Genomic DNA, 18,114 nt, shown 5'->3' on the forward strand with positions numbered 1-18,114 from the left:
GCTGTTCTGACGGTGTCCGCCTTCCGTGGTTCAGGCCTTCACCGCTCGTCGTCTAGCTTCGCGATGGCAGCCGCCATCTCGAACCCGGGGCGTCCGTCATAAGAGATCGCTAGCGCAGCGACCGAGGCCGCAACCCTGGACGACAACCGACCGACCCGTTTCAGACCGTACTCGATTTGCTTCTTCTCGACATCAATCTTGGCTGTGACACCAGACTTCGGCGAGACGGTGCCACCAGCTGTCGCTGCAGCGAGCCGTGACAATATCGTCTCGGCATTCGCGGTGTTCTCCAGCAACTTGAGAGACTCCTCGTGCTCGGTGATCATCTGCCGGGCGCGCTTCTGGATCTCGTGTTCCCGCTCCATCCAACTGGAAGCCATCTGCCGAGCCTCGGCGTGCCCGAGGACGATCAATGAAGACCCATCTTCGTTGAACACCGTAGCGTCCACAGCGATCGAAGGCACTGCAATCCTCCCACCGAAGTTCACACCCCAGATTTCGTCCGATGTCGGGTCGAAATGGCCGACACCGTGGAAACGCGAATGGAGACGCTGCGCCGGCCGCTCAGCGACCGCGCGGAACTCGTGCAGGACGAAGGTCGGGACCTCAGGTTCGCGCGCCCCACGGTGACGCATCGAAATGTCACAAACCTGCGCAAGGAGTACATAATGCCGGGGCTTGGGCGCCTGCTGCCCACGGGCTGGCGGGAACAGCGATTCAGCCCTGAAAATGTCGCCGATCTCGATCGGAAGGCCTAGCGCGTTAACTATCGCCCCCTGCTCGAACACTGACTCGTGCAGTACCCGAGTCAACTGGGGGCCGGCCTGCGCGGAGAGGAGGTATGTGCGAACTCTTTTGCTGCTCCGCAGAACTTCGAGGTCCTCTGCGAAACTGATGTCGCGCATGATTTCCAGGGTTGCTTCTCGTTGAGCTCTGGCCACCAGCCGAAGTGGTTGGTCTAGTTCGAACGACCCCTCCTTCTGAGCGGACGCGACGGCACCGATGAGGGTATATGGCTGGATCTCCTCCAAACGCTCCCGAGCACGCTCGCTCGCGACCTCGAGGGCCTTGCGTGCAAGGGCGCGGAGCTTCTCGCCCACTGGAAGCACCAAGAGATCCCTGATGGCTGCAGTCATCGTTGCATGATCTTTGAGGCGGTACTTCCCGATGACGAGGATGCGGCCCGGTTCCACTTGCTCGGTGCGCTCGAGTGTCTGCCGCACTGCCAACTCACCATCTTCGTCTCGCGCGGTGTGCGTGAGCAGTGCAGCGAAGATCGCCGGGTTCTTCGCATCAACGATCTGCTTGAGGAGGGTTGAACCGGTGGTTTCCCCGCCCCCTTCCTCTTTGGAGAAGTCTTTGTCTACCAATAGCAGGACCGGGCGATCTGCCGCCAGGATCTCGTCTCGGATCGTGGCCCAGTCGTTCATCCCCAGGCCCCGGAACTCGACCTTCGCACTGAAAAGGCGCTGGAGCCGGGCCTGTGCCGCGATCTCGTCGTTGCGCTCCTCCTCGCCTAGGTCGGCCGCCGCGTCTGCGAGCGCCGCTTTGGCACCTTGACTGAGTGACGTGCGTGCGTCGGGTTCAAGGGAGGGCCAGATCTCCTCAAGACGGTCGTTGATGGACGATGGGTTGGACTGGTCAACTCCTTCGACGTTCGCGCTATCGATCTCCTCGAGCTGGCGGACTGCTTCTCTTGCGAAGTCTTCACTTGTGATCACTGCTGTGGCGACTGCCTCGTGATCCTCTGCGGCCAGACTCCAGGTGTCATCGAGGTTGATCACCAACTCGATCCCGAGTTCCTCAAGTAGCGGCGCGATCTTGGCTTGTGCGTCATCCAGCGCGGCGCTGATCTCCTGGGTCTCCGTCTCGGGAGCGTCGATTACCTGTGTGCCCGTCTCCTCAGTCATTGGCTTCACCCCTCCTGCGAGCCCCGGTGGAGATCGATGCCAGATCGATCTCGAACGTGTCGTACCGATTCTCGGCGTTACGGTGGGAGTTCAGGCGAATCGTCGCCCCCTCCGAGTCCAGAAGTTGGGATACGACGTAGAGACCGAGCCCGCGCCCCTCGCCCTGAGGCTTTGTGGTGACGAATGCATCGAAGAGCGAGTCGTCAACTCTCGAGGAGACGCCTGGGCCGTTGTCTGTAAAGCGGATGATCGGTGCCGAGATCACACAGGTGATCAGCCCATCCGAGATGTGCCCCGCCCGCAGGTGACGCGACACCCAATAGTGGGCGTTGATCGCCAGATTATCCATCACCTGGCTGAATTTTCCGGTGCTTATCTGCACCTCGAAGTCCTCGACCACAGCGACTTCGAACCGGACGCCATCGTTCGCCCACCGATCATTGAAGAACGCTGCGGCCTCGCTCACGAGGTCAGCAACCCAGCTTCTGCTCTTTTGATCGCGGCGATACCTGAGGGACGGGTCAAGGCGGGAGACCTGACGGATCAGTTCACCGGCCGAAGATCTGACATGCTCAGCGTAGGCAAGCACCCGCGTATCCGGCTTGTCGAGTGACTTCTGGTAGTTCAGAATTTGGACGCTTCGGCCGCGCAGACGGTCGCCGATCGCGTCCACGTCGTGCGCCAGCAACTCGGCGCTTAGGCCCAAGGCGACCGACTCCCAAGCAAGAGATATCCGTTCCTCCGCAACCACGATCTTGGAGCTAAGTAACCGGGCCGCGGCGCGAAGTTCCTGCTGCTCGCGGGAAATCTCGTTCAGCTCGGTCAGCGCTTCGGCGAGATCAGCCTGCACCGCGGTCAGCTGCTCCGTCACCTGATCGAGAAGGCGCGTGATTTTGTCATCCCGCCATACTGCAGCCTCGTTCGCCGCGCTGACCTCAGAGATTCCCCTGATCGCCTGCTCAATCGCGGGTACAGCCGACGCAACCCGGTCAACGCGCGAAGCAGTCGACGTAACCAGTTCCATCCGGTGCTCGATGTGCTCGGCGATCTCACGCGGCGTCATTAGATCATCGAGTTCAGGAGACAGATCGAAACCCAACTTGTACTCGTTCCACCCGCGGCGGATAAACTCCTGCGTGCGACGCGCGTAGTCGGTGACGCCCAGCATGAGTGCATAGAAGCCCCGCCATGCCGCTGTGTCGCGGAAGGCCTCCCGGCTGGATGTCTCTTCCAGAGCCTGATTCTCCTTCGCCGACAGGTTGACGTAACCGGCTGCGTTCCCCGGACGGATCCCATAGAACGAACTGGCGCTGGTTTGCTGTTTCGAGAGACCGAGCCAATCGTCATCGAGCCGGATACCAAACCCGTCGCGGAAGACCCTGATTCCGAGCAGGTGCCTGGCGAATGCCCTCAGTTCTGCCTTGCCGCTGAACAATGACTCATCGGCCGACTCGAAGTTGACGACACTGATTTCACCTGAGAAACGGCCAGGATCAGCAACCCGCACCTGGTCCGGGGCGAGCTCCTCTAGAGACAACGTCATCCTGGTCCGTATGAAGTACTGATCGTCGCCGAACTCGGCGCCGGTCTCGGTCGCTCTCTTAGACTTCGTTTCCAACAGCCAGGATGCGAAGGCGGCCCCCCGATCGGTTTCGGCTAAACGGCGATAGGCGAGTTTGTCCTCGGTCGTACGCCCGACTAGCACGCTGACCGCCGTGTCCGTCTCAATGTTCAACGAACCCGCTGCGTATGAAAAACGCAGGCGGAACGGGGCCGCATCGAGAACAGCGCGAGCCCTCTGGCGCAGATCGAGTTGACCCCCATCAATAGAGACGAAGATGCGAACACCATTCGCACTGTCGTATGGGGAGAGGATGCTGGTTAGTTCGCGCTGGAGGGCTTCCTGCCCGCGTTCGGTCCAAAACGTCGCATGGGACAGCCCCAAGATCGAGACCACGGACCCCGCGGATCGACGCTCCCCGACGACAGTTGTCACCTCGAGGTTGACCTTCTCCAAGGTGGCCGCGGTCATGAACCGCCCCCAGTCGATTATCAGGCCCGACGCCGAGGTGCCATAAAACCGTTGTTCGTCATCGGTCTCCTCGACAGGAGTTGTCGAGAGAGTTAGAACGGAACCTAGTCGCTGCGCGCCGAGCCGACCGAGCCCTTTGTCGCCGAGCGGCGTCCGGTTCAGACGCGTCGTCTCCCCCTTCGCCTTCTGCTCACGCTTCTCGCTGAAGGAAACTGTGAGCCAGCCGCGCTCGATGGCAGCGGTGGTCATGCCCGTGCCGTCGTCGTCGATGGAGATCCGCCCGCGTACAGCAGAAGAATTCGCCGGCGGGCTGTCTCCCCGATGGTCGAGGGGTGCCCCGGTGTCGCGGTCGTACCATCCCTTCGTGTCAATATCGACCCGCACGGTACGGGCATCCGCGTCATAGGAGTTCTTGATCAACTCGGCCAGTGCCTGAGCGTCGTCCTTGATGAGGTCCTCGCCGAGTTTGAACAGCACGGAAGGATGCACGCTGAAGTGCATCACGTTGTGCTGTACCTGACTCATGCCGTACGTGCTTCCCGTGCGTCGACCTCGGGAGCCGGGCTCTGCATGACCAGAATGGACTCCGTCGCCATGGTTGTGCCAATGCTGTTCCGGACCGCCATTCGCTTACGGCTGAGCCGTCGCTCGATGGTGGCGATGTGGCACTGGCCACGGGCTTCCAACAGTTCCTGGGTAACCTGCACCAGCGGAAAGATATGTCCGCCGACTCGACGCTCCCCCAGAGTCAGGAAAGCAAAGCCGCCAGGTGCGAGATTCGTCAGAGCCGATCCAAACCCACGGTCGTAGTCACGGACGAATGCGAGGACCTTCTTCTCCAGATCGGGCCTGCTTACAAGATGCTTCAGATAGTTTGCGAGTGCTGGGGACTTCGCACCCAGGTCGGCACGCGCCTTCTCCGCCTCACGAAGGCTTCCGCCCAGGCTGCGGAAATCGATCGCGTGCGTAGTCTCGATGAGCGATTGGTCGAATCCGCCCGGGATGTCGTCGGGATCGATGAACTGTAGTGGCAGATAACTGTGTTGTCCGTAGGGGATCGTGGTGGTGTTGTCCCCGTACGGCGGCGATGTCATGAGGACGTCCGCGAGTTTTGGAGCAGTCCATCGGCTGTCGACGCTCCCTTGAAGCAAAGTGACCGCCGCCGCCCGGTCCGGCTCGCCGTCCTCCGTCGGGCGTGTCCCGAACCTTTCCCAATGCTTTTCGACGTGTCCGCAGTTCGCTACCACGACCTCCCGAAAGGTGCGCAGCGCGTCGGGACGTCGAGAGGCAAGTACATCGGGCGCGTAGATATGCAGCTTTACCGTGGAGGTTCGAGAATTGGATACCAGACGGATCGTCTCTGCAAGACAGACCCACAGGAACCGCCGCGTGCGTCGCGGTTTCTGCTTGCGGATCGCATCCCGGAGCCGCAACAGATCTCGCAACACGGCTGGGAGGAACCATTTGTCGCGGCCGAAGAACTCAATCTCGCCCGGAATGAGCTCTGTTGCCAGGGCGAGCACGGCCCGGGTGGCGCGCCAGGCCTCCACTGCCTCAGGTGGGTCCGCTTTCACCTGGCAGAGCAGGATAGCCATGGGGTTGATGTCCGTTCCGTGGAACGACAGTCCGCGATACACCGACTCCAGCAGCACAGTGCCGGAGCCGACGAACGGGTCGTAAACTCGCCGGATCCCAGGAGCCGCGGCGACGGCGTCGTCGAGGAGTGCGCCCTGCAGTTCCGGAACCATCATCGCCGGATACTGGAAATAGGCGTGGCCACCTGATCGCGCACCGGAGTCCGCGAAGTCCCAGAACGCAGGGTCTGCAATCGTACGCCGCTCCAGTCGGTCGCGCAGGTCGATGCCAGCCGGCGCATGAGATCGGGCTGTTCCCACCGGTGTTCCTTCCCACGCATGTTCCGTCCATCCTAGCCAGGGCCTCCCCCATTCATTGACGCCCCGGCCTACCCTGGTGAGTAGATCTAGTCGCCCACCTAACCGCCCCGGAGCCAGATGGCCACCGTCTCCACCACCGCCGATTCGACCACGCCAGATCCAATGCACCAATCACCGCCGAAGAAGCTAGTCGCGGTGCTCGCCAACCCGTCGATTACCGGCGGCGAACGGACCGCCAATCGCGTCGCGCTGGCCGCAACCTTGCTCGGATTTGACAGGTGCTCGATAGTGAACCTTTTCTCCATCCCCAGCGCGTCGTCCCGCGACATCGCCTCCCTCGGACGGGCGCCAGACGCCTGGCGAGCCGCGCGCGCAGAGATCTCTGCTGGCATCACCGAGGCGGAAGCAATACTTCTCGGGTTCGGAACTATCGCGACCAGCGGCGACGGGAAGCGGCACCTCCGCGCTCAACTCAAATGGCTTCGCACAGAACTCGAAATGGCAGGCCACGCACAGGTTTGGCAGGTTGGTGAACGACCTCGGCATCCATCTCGCTGGCATCAGTACTTGAGCGATCGCCATGGACGGACCTCCGGCGGCACCCTCGAGCAGCGCCTGGAAGAGGCACTGCGTCCTGTGCTTCTCAACGACGTCGTCTGGCCACCCTAAGATTGCGCTGGCGGGGCGCTGCTGGGAGCAAGTCCTTCTAGTTCAGCCCAGGTCACGGAGAGTGAATCGCCTGCTTCTCTTGATCAGGACACACCCTTGCTGCGTTGTCGCAACTTGTATGCGATGCAAATGCAGCGCGGCTGGCTCCCTAACCGCGGCGACCGGACCATCACTCCGCAGGCGGAAGTGCACCTCGCTTCTCGACTCTCCCACCGCCTCGAACGACGTCCGGTGCGGAGCGGGACCAGCGGCTCCTTCTCGCCTGATCATGATCACGGTGAAGGTTTCGCTGACCAACCGTCGTGTTCGACACAATGAATGCTGGCATCAGAACCGCACAGTGGGGGCAAATGATGGAAACCGGCAGCGCGATGATCGCGGAGTGGCTGTTCGTCGAGGCTGTCGATGATCTCCGGCGTCGCAGCACGCACCTGGCCGAGCGGAGCCGCTACGAGCTCCTCGGGATCGCGCCGCTGCTGCGCAAGCTCCTTCTCGACGGGGCGGCTTCGCTCGTCATCACGGTGAGGCGCGGCCACCGCGACGTGCCGCTTGAGTTCCCAATCCGGCCTTGGCGGCCTCCGGCCACCACCGCCGAGCACCCAGAGCTGCAATGGATGCTGCGACTCAGCGGGCACGAGCTCGTAGGCAGCCCCGGCGACGAGCCGGTCCGAAACATCGACGCGTTCCTAAGCACGCGGGTTGGTATTGCCGGCGGCGAGGACCTGACGGTGCGAGATGTGATCCTCTACTACGCGAACGTCGAGGGCGGCGTCCACCACGGCCACCCGCGCGAAGGAAACCAGCGTCAGGAGACGTTGAGCCGAATAGCTCCGCTCTTGCTCGGTCAGACCAACTCGCATGTCGAGACCCTGGCCTACCTCGCTCAGGTCATGGTCATGGGGCTGACGCCACTGCGTGAGTCTGTTCTCCGTGCCCCGCTGGTCGTCCGGGGCCTCCACCGACCGAACCATGCGGGTGGCTATTTTGAGGGTCACTGGACCGAAGAGTACCGGCGGTCCTCTGCACTGTAATAGCAGACGGTAAGGCGGAGAATCATCGCCTTCGCGACCACAGACCTGAAGACTTCGGGAAAGGCAACCCGCCTCGCCGTTCACGTTGACGGTGACGTTATGCGCGTCAAAGCTCCCCTCGCCATCAGACGCAGGCCGCAACAGCGACACTCACGATCGCCATGTCTGCCTGTTGTGCTGCGACGACACGTTATCCGCGAGTGCCCGGACCATGCGGACCGTCGCGTCAGTGCCCTCCCCCTGAAGCGAAGAGCGCAATGCTCATGACTCCGAGCTGTCGAGCCAGCGCGTCGACTGAGTCGAGTGTGAGGTTACGCTCGCCGCGTTCGATCCCCGCGAGATACCGGGTCGTCACGCCGAGTTCCTCAGCGAGTTGCTCTTGCGTCATTCCTCGCCCCATGCGGATCTGCCGTACCTGAGCGCCAAGTACGCGCTTCAGTGGATCCGTCACGACTCCAGACTTTCGCCAGGAACCGATGACTACCAGGTAGTTATAAGTTCCTGCTAGTCTCAACTTTGTGAGGCCGGCTCATGTTCGCAGCGCCGATTCGCTAGACGCTCAAGCATTCACTCATCGCAATTCACGCAATCTCGCGTTGCGCGCGGAGTCTCGGGGATGGGCACTCGAAGTGAGACTCGCCGCATGGTCGACTCAAGGGTTGCATCAGCCGTACTCCGAGTTCGCAGCAGGCGAGCCGTGCCGCGCATGCCGACGCCCGCTTCTCAACGACCTTTCACCAGCAGATCGCGACGCGGGTAACAGTACCTTCCGTTCGGAGCACGGTCACTGCAAGCTCGGCTTCTGGGCGGTCGAGGGGTGCACCACGCAGCACTGCCATCGGTGCTGCCCTCCTCCTCCGCTCAGCCCTTCCCAAGTACGCATCGTACGTCGCCTCTTGTCGGCGCCGGCCGCCCGTCGGGTCCATTGGCGACTCGAGTTGACCTGTGGCCACATCACGTCAAGGGACACCGCGAATGAGTACGTTGCCCCGGCCACAGCAACCTGCACGGCCTGTTCCAGCACGCGCGGCGTCATCAGAGCGGTACACGATCCAGAACCTGCTCCTCCTGACGCCGACCCGGGCCTGCCTGATGCAGAAGTACGCATCGCTGACTCCTATCAGCCACTCACGGACGCCCAGTGGGGTCTGGTGGCACAACTCGTGCACCCCGCGAGCGGCCGACGTCGCGGCAGGCCACGTCGAGACGCACGGCGCGTCGTGAACGCCATCCGCTACCGCGCCCAAGCGGGTATTGCGTGGCGCGAACTTCCACGAGAGTTCGGAGCCTGGCAGACGGCGGCAAGATGGCATCGCGAACTCGTCCTTGATGGACGTTGGGACAAGATCCGCAGCGTACTGGCGGCGAACACAGGGAAGCCACGCATGTCTCAAGATGGCAACTCAGGTAGAACAATCGCGGTGCCACAGGCCGGCGACTCAACGTCAGTGGATCTACCTAGTGTCGTAGCTGTGCGTCAGTTCACGGCGAGTATCGTGCAGACATCTCAGCGCGTGTATGCGATCAGCGACATCCATGGCCATCTCGCACCGCTCCTCGCCGCCCTCGATCTCGTCGATCTGGATGGAGATCCCGGCGCGGAACTTATCCTCTTGGGCGACTACGTGGACCGTGGAACGAGCAGCTGTCAGGTGCTGGCCACGATCAGGTCGCTGCAGGCGCGCCATCCCCGCCGCGTGACCGCCTTGCTCGGCAACCACGACGATTGGCTGCTCGGGTGGCTCGACGGCGCAGACGACAATCTCCAGTGGCTCTTGAATGACAAGAACCTGATCACGGTCAAGTCGTTCCTCACACCCTTGGAGCTCGCGCACGCGCTCGGCCACAACGACCCTGACAGCGACGCGTCCGCGCTTGACGGGCCGACGATGAACCGCAATCTCAAACACGCGATCCTCTCTCGGCACCGCGAACTGATCGCCTGGCTCAGAGAACTGCCTCGCGTCCACGAGACCGACGAGCACATCTTCGTGCACGCCGGCATCGACGAGGACGCGGGTGAGCACTGGCGAACGGCTACGCCGAAGACCATGCTCACCGAGAAGTTTCCCGCGACAACAGGGCCGTTCATGAAGACGATCGTCGCCGGCCATGTGCGCACACAGACACTTCACTCGGACGGCTCGAACACCGTCTTCCACGACGGAGAATCTCACTGGTACATCGACGGCGCTGTCGAGTCCACAGGCAGGCTCAACCTGCTTCGCTACAACGTCGCGGACGGCACGTACGACGAGTGCTCCCTCGCGTAACTGTCGGATCCAGCGAGACTCGTCAAAACGATCAGGCGCCAGACGAATATCGAGACAGCGACGAAATTCGAGACAGCATCACCGTCGAAATGACGCCGAGACGGCGTCTTCAGATCCCTCCTATGGCGTGCGCGCACTGCGCCCGAATGCCCTGATCGAAAGGGACTAATGAGACACCGAAAGACGGCGACCACAGAGGAACGACGCGGAACCCGCGTGGCCCTGGCACCCGGCAAGCAAAGACCGCGCTCAGTGATGCAGGATCGGAACTCGAGTTACTTCCACAATTCGGAAGATGATTTAAACCCCTGATCAGAAGGATATTTTACACATTAAAGCGGAACTCCACGACGTCGCCGTCCTGCATGACGTAGTCCTTGCCCTCGAGGCGCGCCTTGCCCTTGGCGCGGGCTTCCACGACGGAGCCCGTCTCGACCAGGTCGTCGAACGAGACGATCTCCGCCTTGATGAAGCCCTTCTCGAAGTCGGTGTGGATGACACCGGCCGCCTGCGGCGCCTTCGAACCCTTGGGGATCGTCCACGCACGAGCCTCCTTCGGACCGGCCGTGAGGTAGGTCTGCAGGCCGAGGGTGTCGAAGCCGATGCGGGCGAGCTGGTCCAGGCCCGACTCGTCCTGGCCGGTCGACGCGAGCAGTTCTGCCGCATCCTCCGGATCGAGGTCGATGAGCTCGGACTCGATCTTCGCGTCGAGGAAGATCGCCTTCGCGGGAGCGACGAGAGCGGCGAGCTCGGCCGTGCGCGCATCGTCGGTCAGCACGGCCTCGTCGACGTTGAACACGAAGATGACGGGCTTCGAGGTGAGCAGACCGAGCTCTCGGATCGGCGTCAGATCGATGCCGGCGACCGACAGCAGCACGCCACGCTCCAGAGCGTCCTTCGCTGCCTTCGCGGTCTCGAGCACGACGGGCTCGATCTTCTTGCCGCGGACTTCCTTCTCGTACCGGGTGATCGCCTTGTCGACGGTCTCCAGATCGGCGAGCATGAGCTCGGCGTTGATCGTCTCCATGTCGGACGCGGGATTCACCGTGCCGTCGACGTGCACGACGTCGTCGTCGGCGAAGCCACGGACGACCTGTGCGATGGCATCGGCCTCGCGGATGTTCGCCAAAAACTTGTTGCCGAGTCCCTCTCCCTCGCTCGCGCCGCGCACGATGCCGGCGATGTCGACGAACGACACCGCAGCCGGGAGGATCCGCTCGCTGCCGAAGATCTCGGCGAGCTTCTCCAGACGCGGGTCGGGCAGGTTCACCACGCCGACGTTGGGCTCGATCGTCGCGAACGGATAGTTCGCCGCGAGCACGTCGTTCTTGGTGAGTGCGTTGAAGAGAGTGGACTTGCCGACGTTGGGCAGGCCGACGATGCCGATAGTGAGAGCCACGGGGCATGAGTCTACCTCGCCCCGCCTGACGGGATCGCCGGAACCGGGCGCTCCCGTCGCGAGCGGCTCAGTCCCGGATCGCTCGGAACGCCCTGGTCACATAGGGCAGGTCGATCGTGCTCTCGCCGTCGAGTCCGAGTTCGTCGAAGAGGTCGTCCATCTCTTGCCGAATCCGCGCCTTCTCTTCGGCGGGGGCGGTGATGACGAAGCTGCGCGAGGACGCCATCCGGTGCAGGTGGTCGCGCGAGATCGGACGCACCCACTCCCACGACTTCTCCTCCAACGGCCCGAACGGCGCGGCGACCTCGGGCCCGCCGTCGGCCAGCATGACCTCGGCATTGCTGCCGTGCATGATCTCGGTGAGGCGCCGCACCCAAGAGACGCGCTCGTCGCGGATGTTCCAGATCAAGCCGAGCACTCCCCCACTGCGCACCGTGCGACCGATTTCGGCCGAGCCGGTGACCGGATCCACCCAGTGCCAGGCCTGCCCGAGCACCACGGCGTCCAGGCTGGAATCAGGGAGCGGGAGGGATTCCGCCGTGCCCGCGAACGTCGGAACACCGGGCACAGCGAGCCGAAGCGCGGCGAGCATCTTCGGATCCGGATCGATCGCGACGATCTCCGCGTCCGGCGCCCCGGCCAGGACCCTGGTGAGTTTCCCCGTGCCCGCGCCGACGTCGGCGATCCGCCGCGAGCCGACCGGCATCTTCTCCAGCATCCACGCGACCGCATCGAAAGGGTACTCAGGCCGTCCGACCTCGTAGTCCCCGGCCTGTGCTCCGAACGACGTCGCCATCTCCTCAGCCATGCCGCCAGCCTACGGCGAGTCTGCGTGCTGCTCGGCGCGCTCGGAGGGAGAGTGGTTGTGTGCCCTTGGACTTCACTGCGATCGACTTCGAGACCGCGAACTCCAGTCCTGCCTCGGCCTGCTCCGTCGGACTCGTCCGTGTGCGCGGAGGCGAGGTCGTCGCCACCACGGGATGGCTGATCCAGCCGCCGCCCGGGCACGACGAGTTCCAGGAGTGGAACGTTCGCATCCACGGCATCCAGCCCGAGGATGTGCTTTCGGCCGCCACGTGGGTCGACCAGTTCGACCGCCTGTGCGCGTTCGCCGGAGCCGACGTGCTGGTCGCCCACAACGCCGGGTTCGACCTCAACGTCCTGCGCCGCGCCTCCGAGGCCACGGGGCAGAGTTGCCCGCCTTATCGTTCACTGTGCAGCCTTCAGGTCGCTCGCAAGACGTACGAGCTCGAGTCCTATCGCCTGCCCGTGGCCGCAGCCGCCGCCGGCTTCGCGGAATTCGCACATCACGACGCGCTCGCAGACGCCCGCGCATGCGCACAGATCGTGATCGACGCGGCAGCCCGAGCGGGCGCCGCCGACGTCTTCGCCCTCGCCGATGCCCTGAGTCTGCGCGTGACCGCCCCTGTCCCCCCTGTCGCGCCCGCACTGGAGCGCGCGGTCGCCTGATCCACCGCTCATCCGCGTGCGCGGCGACCTCGGAATGTCGGACGCCGGGAGCATCATGAACACATGGATGCACTCTCTGTCGTTCTCGTCCTCGTCGCCCTCGCGGCGGGCGTCACGGTGGGCTGGTTTCTGCGGGCCGGCCGCGGAGCCGCGGATCTCGCCCGTGCGCAGGCCGAACTCGCGGCTGCGCGCGACGACCGTGACCGCCAATACGACCTCTACCGCGACGCCGTCGAGCACGCCAGGACCGAGCAGCGCGCCGAAGCCCAGAGAGTCCAGCAGCAGAATGCCGTCCTGACCGCCCTCGCGCCGGTGCGGGAGAGTCTGCAGCAGATGCAGACCAAGGTCGCCGCGATCGAGCGGGAGCGTCACGCGCAGTTCGGCACGCTCGAGGAGCAGCTGCGTCGTGCCCAGGAGTCCGACGAGGCGCTGCGGGCAACCACGGAATCACTCGCGGGAGCCCTGCGCTCGACCGCCACGCGCGGTGTCTGGGGCGAGACGCAGCTCCGCCGTGTGGTCGAAGCCGCCGGCCTCACTCGGCACATCGACTTCGACCTGCAGGCGACGATCTCCTCCGACCGCGGACAGGGACGACCCGACATGGTCATCCGTCTCGCGGGCGGCAGCTCGATCGCCGTCGATGCCAAGGTGCCCCTCGACGCCTATCTCGAGGCCTCCGCGCTTCCGCAGGGAGGCGCACACGAATCACAGCGCCGCGCGCACATGCAGAAGCACGTCAAGGCGGTCCGCGCGCACATCGACGCGCTGGCGAAGAAGGCGTACTGGACCGGCCTCGACGCGAGTCCGGAGTTCGTGATCTGCTTCCTGCCGAGCGAATCGCTTCTGGCCGCCGCCATCGATGAGGATCCGACGCTGCTCGACTACGCATTCAGCCGCCGCGTGGCACTCGCGTCACCCGTCAACCTGTGGGCGGTCCTGAAGACGGTGGCCTTCACCTGGACGCAACAGGAAGTGTCCACCGAGGCCCGCACCCTGCTCGCGCTCGGCACGCAGCTGTACGACCGCCTGGGAACCCTCGCCGGGCACGCCGACGATCTGCGCCGCGCTCTGGAGCGGACGGTCGACAGCTACAACCGCTTCGCCGGCTCCCTCGAGACGCGTGTGCTGGTCACGGCCCGACAGTTCCCGGGGGTCGACGAAACCGCGCTCGCCTCCGTGCCCCCGTCGACCGCGGCGAGCGCACGCCGCTTCACGGCTCCCGAGCTGCTCGCCGCAGACGATCTTCCCGAGAACGCCGATGTCACGGTGAGGCGCGTGAGCGCCGCGGCAGTCACCGCTGACGTCGGCGACGTGCGAGCACGTCTGGCAGAAGACGAGACGAGGACGCCGTGACCGAGTGCGTCGGGGGTGCGACAGAAGGGGTCAGGCGATGCCGGGGACGCCGCTGAGGAGCAGGATGACCAGACCGCTGGTCGCGAGGAAGGCTCCGATCATCCACCACGCGCTGATCTCGTGACCCTCGTCGCGGCGGACCCGGAACAGGACGTCAGCGCGACGCGCGGGATCCACCAGCGCTGCGGGTGGAGGTGTCACGGGAGGAGTGACGCCGAGGCCGGGTTCGGCATCGGCACTCACCCGGAGAATGCGCCCCGTGTTCGTGGTGACTATCTTCGTTGCGGCGGCCTTCGAACCGCTCGTGTGCTGCGTTGTCATCCGTTCGCCCTCCTGTGCCTGCGGTGCCTTGCGGCTCCGTCCACGGCGACAAACCCAGTGACAATTGTGACACGGCGCTCCCGAAAGCGTGGCTCACGCCACTCGGAACCGATACCGGCTCGATAACGATGACCCGATGCGCCGTGCGGCCGTCACCGCGAGGACGCGGCCTCAGACCGGGCGGAAACCGGGGACACGCAAGCTCAGAGCCACTTCGAGACGAGGTGCTCCGACGCGATACGACGCAGTGTTCCGGAGGCACCGCGAAGCACGACGCTCTCGGTGTACACGTATCCCCGCTCACGCCGTACCCCGGCGACGAGCTGCCCGTCCGTGACACCGGTCGCGACGAAGATCGTGTTGCTCCCCTGCACCAGGTCATCGGCCTCGTAGACCTTGTCCATGTCGAGGCCGGCGTCGATCCCCCGCTGGCGCTCCTCGTCGTCGCGCGGCCAGAGGCGTCCCTGGATGTGTCCGCCCAGGGCCTTGATGGCGCACGCGGTGACGATTCCCTCCGGGCTCCCCCCGACGCCGACGCACATGTCGGTGCGGGCATCGTGCCGAGCTGCGTTGATCCCGCCGGCGACGTCGCCGTCGCTCATCAGGCGGGTACCGGCCCCGGCATCGCGGATCTCCTGGATCAACCGCTCGTGACGCGGACGGTTGAGCACGGAGACGACGATCTCATCGACGGGCTTGTCGAGCGCACCGGCCAGCTTGCGGATGTTCTCGCCGATCGGAAGGCGGATGTCGACGACTCCGACGCCGGCGGGCCCCGTGACCAGCTTGTCCATGTAGAAGACGGAGGAGGCGTCCAGCATCGTCCCCCGGTCCGAGACCGCGATCACGGAGAGTGCGTTCTGGCGACCGGCTGCGGTCAGCGAGGTGCCGTCGATGGGATCCACGGCGATGTCACACAGCGGGCCGCGGCCGGTCCCGACGACCTCGCCGTTGAAGAGCATGGGCGCGTTGTCCTTCTCGCCCTCACCGATCACGACACGGCCCTGGAAGTCGACGGTGCCGAGGAACGCGCGCATCGCATCGACGGCGGCACCGTCCGCGGCTTCCTTCGCCCCCCGCCCGATGAAGGGGACCGCGCGGATGGCTGCGGCCTCGGTCGCACGGACCAACTCCATCGCGAGGTTTCGATCGGGACGAAGAGGGCTCAGATCCGCTGTCAGACTCACCATGCGGTCAGCCTAGCGAGCGAAGAAGCGGAACTGCCCGGTTTTCCTGCCCGTGACAACGAAGGAATCTCGATTCTTAACGTCACCGCAGAAGCTGGGCCGCCCGCGCCCCGTCACGTCTGCGGCAAGTCCGTATGCGCCCCGATAGAGTGGCACCTGTCCCGGCTTCACCTACCGCAGGAGTTCATATGCCCGTCGCCACCCCGGATCAGTACGCCGAAATGCTCGACCGCGCGAAGGCCGGCGGCTTCGCATACCCCGCTTTCAACGTCTCGAGCTCGCAGACGATCAACGCCGTCCTCCAGGGGCTGACCGAGGCCGGCTCCGACGGCATCATCCAGGTCACCACCGGCGGTGCCGACTACTTCGCCGGCCACACCGTCAAGGCCCGCGCCACCGGTGCGCTCGCGTTCGCCCGATACGCCACCGAGGTGGCGAAGAACTACCCGGTCACGGTGGCTCTGCACACGGACCACTGCCCGAAGGACGCTCTGGCCGGCTTCGTGGAGCCGCTGATCGCCGCCTCCGAGGAAGAGGTCAAGGCCGGACGCAACCCGATCTTCCAGTCCCACATGTGGGACGGCTCGGCGGTTCCCCTTGCGGAGAACATCGAGATCGCGAAGGACCTCCTCCCCCGCATGAAGAACATCAACGCCATCCTCGAGGTCGAGATCGGCGTCGTGGGCGGCGAAGAGGACGGTGTGCAGCACGAGGGCTCGAACGAAGCCCTCTACACGACGTTCGCCGACGTCGACCAGGCTGTGCAGGCACTCGGCCTCGGCGAGCAGGGTCGGTACATCGCCGCCCTCACGTTCGGCAACGTGCACGGTGTGTACAAGCCCGGTGGCGTGAAGCTTCGCCCGGAGCTCCTCGGCGAGATCCAGGCGCAGGTCGCGGCGAAGTACAACACGGGCGCGAAGCCGCTCGACCTGGTCTTCCACGGCGGATCCGGCTCGACCGATGATGAGATCGCGCTGGCTGTCGCCAACGGCGTGATCAAGATGAACATCGACACCGACACGCAGTACGCGTACACGCGCGCGATCGCCGACTACATGTTCAAGAACTACGACGGCGTGCTCAAGGTCGACGGCGAGGTCGGAAACAAGAAGCAGTACGACCCGCGTGCCTGGGGCAAGATCGCGGAGACGGCGATGGCCGCCCGCGTGGTGGAGTCGACCCGTCAGCTCGGCTCGTACGGTCAGTCCCAGAGCTGACCTTTCCGCGTCGAAAGAGATGCCCCGGCCGTGACGGCCGGGGCATCTCTCGTCTGGGTGCCGGTCCGGCTGCCGGAAGACCTATCCTGGCGTCCGCGACGGATGCGTGTGATCCAGATCGCGACATCGATCAGCGCGTCCACGACGAGCAGGACGCCGAACGACCTGCCGCCTCCGCGCGTCCGTGAGGTCAGCCACATTCCGGCCGTGAACTCCGCCAGTGCGAGCGCGATCCCGACCACCGGCCGCCGCCGAATCGCTTCTCCGATGCGCGCGAGGGGTCGGTCCCGACGGGTCAGAGCCGTGAACTCTCCGACGCCGGCGATGGCCGTCTCCCGCACCGTCGCCCACGGCCCCAGAGGCAGGAACCGTCGGTTCGGACGCGCGCCCTGACCGCCGAATGCGGCGTCGATCAGGTCGGGCGCGATCCCGAACGCTGCCAGGAACGCACGCTGACGAGCTTCGGTACCGACCACTCCCCCCAGCGACTCCGGCATCAGCGCGCGATGGGCCGCATCCACATCGAGCCGCACCATCGCGGCGAGCTCGAGGAGTTCATCACGGCTTCCGTCCCCCTCAGCGAGCAGCCGTCGGCAGATCTCCGCCGTCTCGGGGATACGGATGGCTTCGATGTCGAGAACGGGTCGGGTGCCGCGCTCGGCATCGATCCAGAACGGGATCGGGCCTCCCTTCGGTGGCGTCACTTCGATCCAGGCGTCGGAGTCGACGCGGTTCAGCTCGATCACGGGCAGCTCCGTCCGGGAGGTGGTCCAATCGCCCGTCGGCTCCGAGGTCTCGAACTGCTGGAGAGACCATTCCCCGGACTCCTGGTGATCCACCACCATCCGACGAATCGACGAGAGCAGGCGCGCGACGGCGGGACCACGATGCGAGAAGGCGCAGACCTGCACGGTGGGGAGGGTGAAGGGCGAGGTATCCGAGTCGAGCTCCTCGTCTTCCAGATCTTCCTCGTCTTCGGGGACTTCGGGGTCTTCGGCGTCGTCGGCGTCGAGTCCGTCGTCGTCAGGATCGGTGCCGTCCTCCAGCCAGAGCGTGAGCCCCTGGGAACGGAAGGCCTCGCGCAGGTCGACGGCAGAGAGCGTCGACGCGATCCGGTCCTCCTCGGTGAGCGTCAGCACATGCCCATCGTCCGTCACCGGGATCGCGAGCAGGGCGGCGGAATCATCATCCCACTCGTCCTCCGCATCCCGCACGCCCGCGGGGACACGCAGGCCGGCCAGGATGTCGTGCGCGAGCGACCGAGGGTCGGAGCCATCGCCGCGATCGACGGACGCAGAAGAGATGTGGACGCCGAAGCTGTTCTGAAGCATCCTTCGACAGTACCGGGGCGTCGGCC

General features: G+C 64.7%; 15 protein-coding genes. 6 read left to right on the forward strand and 9 right to left on the reverse strand.

What is annotated here, in order from left to right:
- Window positions 1–38: 38 nt before the first annotated feature.
- The 3 genes from ACLF6J_RS05235 to ACLF6J_RS05245 are packed head-to-tail and all read right to left on the reverse strand — an operon-like array spanning window position 39 to window position 5,837.
- A complete protein-coding gene (locus tag ACLF6J_RS05235; protein WP_134353309.1) occupies window positions 39–1,910 on the reverse strand; it encodes a hypothetical protein in 1,872 nt (623 codons plus the stop codon).
- Entirely contained in the window at window positions 1,903–4,467 is a 2,565-nt protein-coding gene (locus ACLF6J_RS05240) for a sensor histidine kinase (protein WP_134353308.1), read from the reverse strand. The genes ACLF6J_RS05235 and ACLF6J_RS05240 overlap by 8 nt, the downstream gene beginning before the upstream one ends.
- Window positions 4,464–5,837 (reverse strand): hypothetical protein, encoded by a 1,374-nt coding sequence (locus ACLF6J_RS05245; protein WP_134353306.1) that lies wholly within the window; start codon window positions 5,835–5,837, stop codon window positions 4,464–4,466. Before ACLF6J_RS05245 ends, ACLF6J_RS05240 begins: the two co-directional genes overlap by 4 nt.
- 117 nt (window positions 5,838–5,954) lie before the next feature.
- Between ACLF6J_RS05245 and ACLF6J_RS05250 the strand changes: the two genes are divergently transcribed.
- Both ACLF6J_RS05250 and ACLF6J_RS05255 read left to right on the forward strand, forming a co-directional pair.
- The gene (locus tag ACLF6J_RS05250; protein WP_134353305.1) at window positions 5,955–6,506 is read left to right on the forward strand and encodes a DUF1643 domain-containing protein; all 552 of its coding nucleotides are present in this window, start codon (window positions 5,955–5,957) and stop codon (window positions 6,504–6,506) included.
- A gap of 350 nt (window positions 6,507–6,856) precedes the next feature.
- Window positions 6,857–7,537 (forward strand): hypothetical protein, encoded by a 681-nt coding sequence (locus ACLF6J_RS05255; RefSeq protein ID WP_134353304.1) that lies wholly within the window; start codon window positions 6,857–6,859, stop codon window positions 7,535–7,537.
- Window positions 7,538–7,763: 226 nt separating this feature from the next.
- Here the strand turns inward: ACLF6J_RS05255 and ACLF6J_RS05260 are convergent, their stop codons facing one another.
- Window positions 7,764–7,988 carry a helix-turn-helix domain-containing protein gene (locus ACLF6J_RS05260; RefSeq protein ID WP_134353303.1) on the reverse strand — a complete coding sequence of 75 codons (225 nt, stop codon included), beginning with the start codon at window positions 7,986–7,988 and terminating at the stop codon, window positions 7,764–7,766.
- A gap of 178 nt (window positions 7,989–8,166) precedes the next feature.
- On the opposite strand from ACLF6J_RS05260, the gene ACLF6J_RS05265 reads away from it, so the two are divergent.
- Window positions 8,167–9,810 carry a transposase gene (locus ACLF6J_RS05265; protein WP_279586697.1) on the forward strand — a complete coding sequence of 548 codons (1,644 nt, stop codon included), beginning with the start codon at window positions 8,167–8,169 and terminating at the stop codon, window positions 9,808–9,810.
- A 325-nt stretch (window positions 9,811–10,135) separates the two neighbouring features.
- Here ACLF6J_RS05265 and ychF read toward each other — a convergent pair whose 3' ends face one another.
- The gene (ychF, locus tag ACLF6J_RS05270) at window positions 10,136–11,209 is read right to left on the reverse strand and encodes a redox-regulated ATPase YchF (protein WP_134353301.1); all 1,074 of its coding nucleotides are present in this window, start codon (window positions 11,207–11,209) and stop codon (window positions 10,136–10,138) included.
- Between the two features lie 67 nt (window positions 11,210–11,276).
- Entirely contained in the window at window positions 11,277–12,017 is a 741-nt protein-coding gene (locus ACLF6J_RS05275) for a class I SAM-dependent methyltransferase (protein ID WP_134353300.1), read from the reverse strand.
- Window positions 12,018–12,076: 59 nt separating this feature from the next.
- Between ACLF6J_RS05275 and ACLF6J_RS05280 the strand changes: the two genes are divergently transcribed.
- Both ACLF6J_RS05280 and ACLF6J_RS05285 read left to right on the forward strand, forming a co-directional pair.
- Window positions 12,077–12,679, forward strand: a complete 603-nt coding sequence (locus ACLF6J_RS05280; protein ID WP_134353299.1) for a 3'-5' exonuclease — start codon at window positions 12,077–12,079, stop codon at window positions 12,677–12,679.
- Window positions 12,680–12,742: 63 nt separating this feature from the next.
- Window positions 12,743–14,032: a DNA recombination protein RmuC gene (locus ACLF6J_RS05285; RefSeq protein ID WP_134353298.1), complete on the forward strand. Its 1,290-nt coding sequence runs from the start codon at window positions 12,743–12,745 to the stop codon at window positions 14,030–14,032.
- A gap of 30 nt (window positions 14,033–14,062) precedes the next feature.
- Here ACLF6J_RS05285 and ACLF6J_RS05290 read toward each other — a convergent pair whose 3' ends face one another.
- Both ACLF6J_RS05290 and glpX read right to left on the reverse strand, forming a co-directional pair.
- Window positions 14,063–14,353, reverse strand: a complete 291-nt coding sequence (locus tag ACLF6J_RS05290) for a hypothetical protein (protein ID WP_047523223.1) — start codon at window positions 14,351–14,353, stop codon at window positions 14,063–14,065.
- Between the two features lie 203 nt (window positions 14,354–14,556).
- Window positions 14,557–15,543, reverse strand: coding sequence for a class II fructose-bisphosphatase (glpX, locus tag ACLF6J_RS05295; RefSeq protein WP_047523222.1), 987 nt, complete (start codon window positions 15,541–15,543; stop codon window positions 14,557–14,559).
- A gap of 185 nt (window positions 15,544–15,728) precedes the next feature.
- Here glpX and fbaA point away from each other — a divergent pair, with 185 nt between their 5' ends.
- A complete protein-coding gene (gene fbaA, locus ACLF6J_RS05300) occupies window positions 15,729–16,757 on the forward strand; it encodes a class II fructose-bisphosphate aldolase (protein ID WP_047523221.1) in 1,029 nt (342 codons plus the stop codon).
- Here the strand turns inward: fbaA and ACLF6J_RS05305 are convergent.
- A complete protein-coding gene (locus tag ACLF6J_RS05305) occupies window positions 16,742–18,088 on the reverse strand; it encodes a hypothetical protein (protein ID WP_134353297.1) in 1,347 nt (448 codons plus the stop codon). The two genes, fbaA and ACLF6J_RS05305, sit on opposite strands and share 16 nt — an antisense overlap.
- Between the last annotated feature and the right edge of the window lie 26 nt (window positions 18,089–18,114).

This window comes from Microbacterium sp. IO18 (assembly GCF_049099505.1).
Classification (GTDB): Bacteria; Actinomycetota; Actinomycetes; order Actinomycetales; family Microbacteriaceae; genus Microbacterium; species Microbacterium aurugineum.

Excerpts from the sequence above, each read along its gene's own strand:
- ACLF6J_RS05235 (WP_134353309.1), bottom strand. The coding sequence starts at position 1,910 with ATGACTGAGGAGACGGGCACACAGGTAATCGACGCTCCCGAGACGGAG.
- ACLF6J_RS05240 (WP_134353308.1), bottom strand. The coding sequence starts at position 4,467 with ATGAGTCAGGTACAGCACAACGTGATGCACTTCAGCGTGCATCCTTCC.
- ACLF6J_RS05250 (WP_134353305.1), top strand. The coding sequence starts at position 5,955 with ATGGCCACCGTCTCCACCACCGCCGATTCGACCACGCCAGATCCAATG.
- ACLF6J_RS05255 (WP_134353304.1), top strand. The coding sequence starts at position 6,857 with ATGATGGAAACCGGCAGCGCGATGATCGCGGAGTGGCTGTTCGTCGAG.
- ACLF6J_RS05275 (WP_134353300.1), bottom strand. The coding sequence starts at position 12,017 with ATGGCTGAGGAGATGGCGACGTCGTTCGGAGCACAGGCCGGGGACTAC.
- ACLF6J_RS05285 (WP_134353298.1), top strand. The coding sequence starts at position 12,743 with ATGGATGCACTCTCTGTCGTTCTCGTCCTCGTCGCCCTCGCGGCGGGC.
- ACLF6J_RS05290 (WP_047523223.1), bottom strand. The coding sequence starts at position 14,353 with ATGACAACGCAGCACACGAGCGGTTCGAAGGCCGCCGCAACGAAGATA.
- glpX (WP_047523222.1), bottom strand. The coding sequence starts at position 15,543 with ATGGTGAGTCTGACAGCGGATCTGAGCCCTCTTCGTCCCGATCGAAAC.
- fbaA (WP_047523221.1), top strand. The coding sequence starts at position 15,729 with ATGCCCGTCGCCACCCCGGATCAGTACGCCGAAATGCTCGACCGCGCG.
- ACLF6J_RS05305 (WP_134353297.1), bottom strand. The coding sequence starts at position 18,088 with ATGCTTCAGAACAGCTTCGGCGTCCACATCTCTTCTGCGTCCGTCGAT.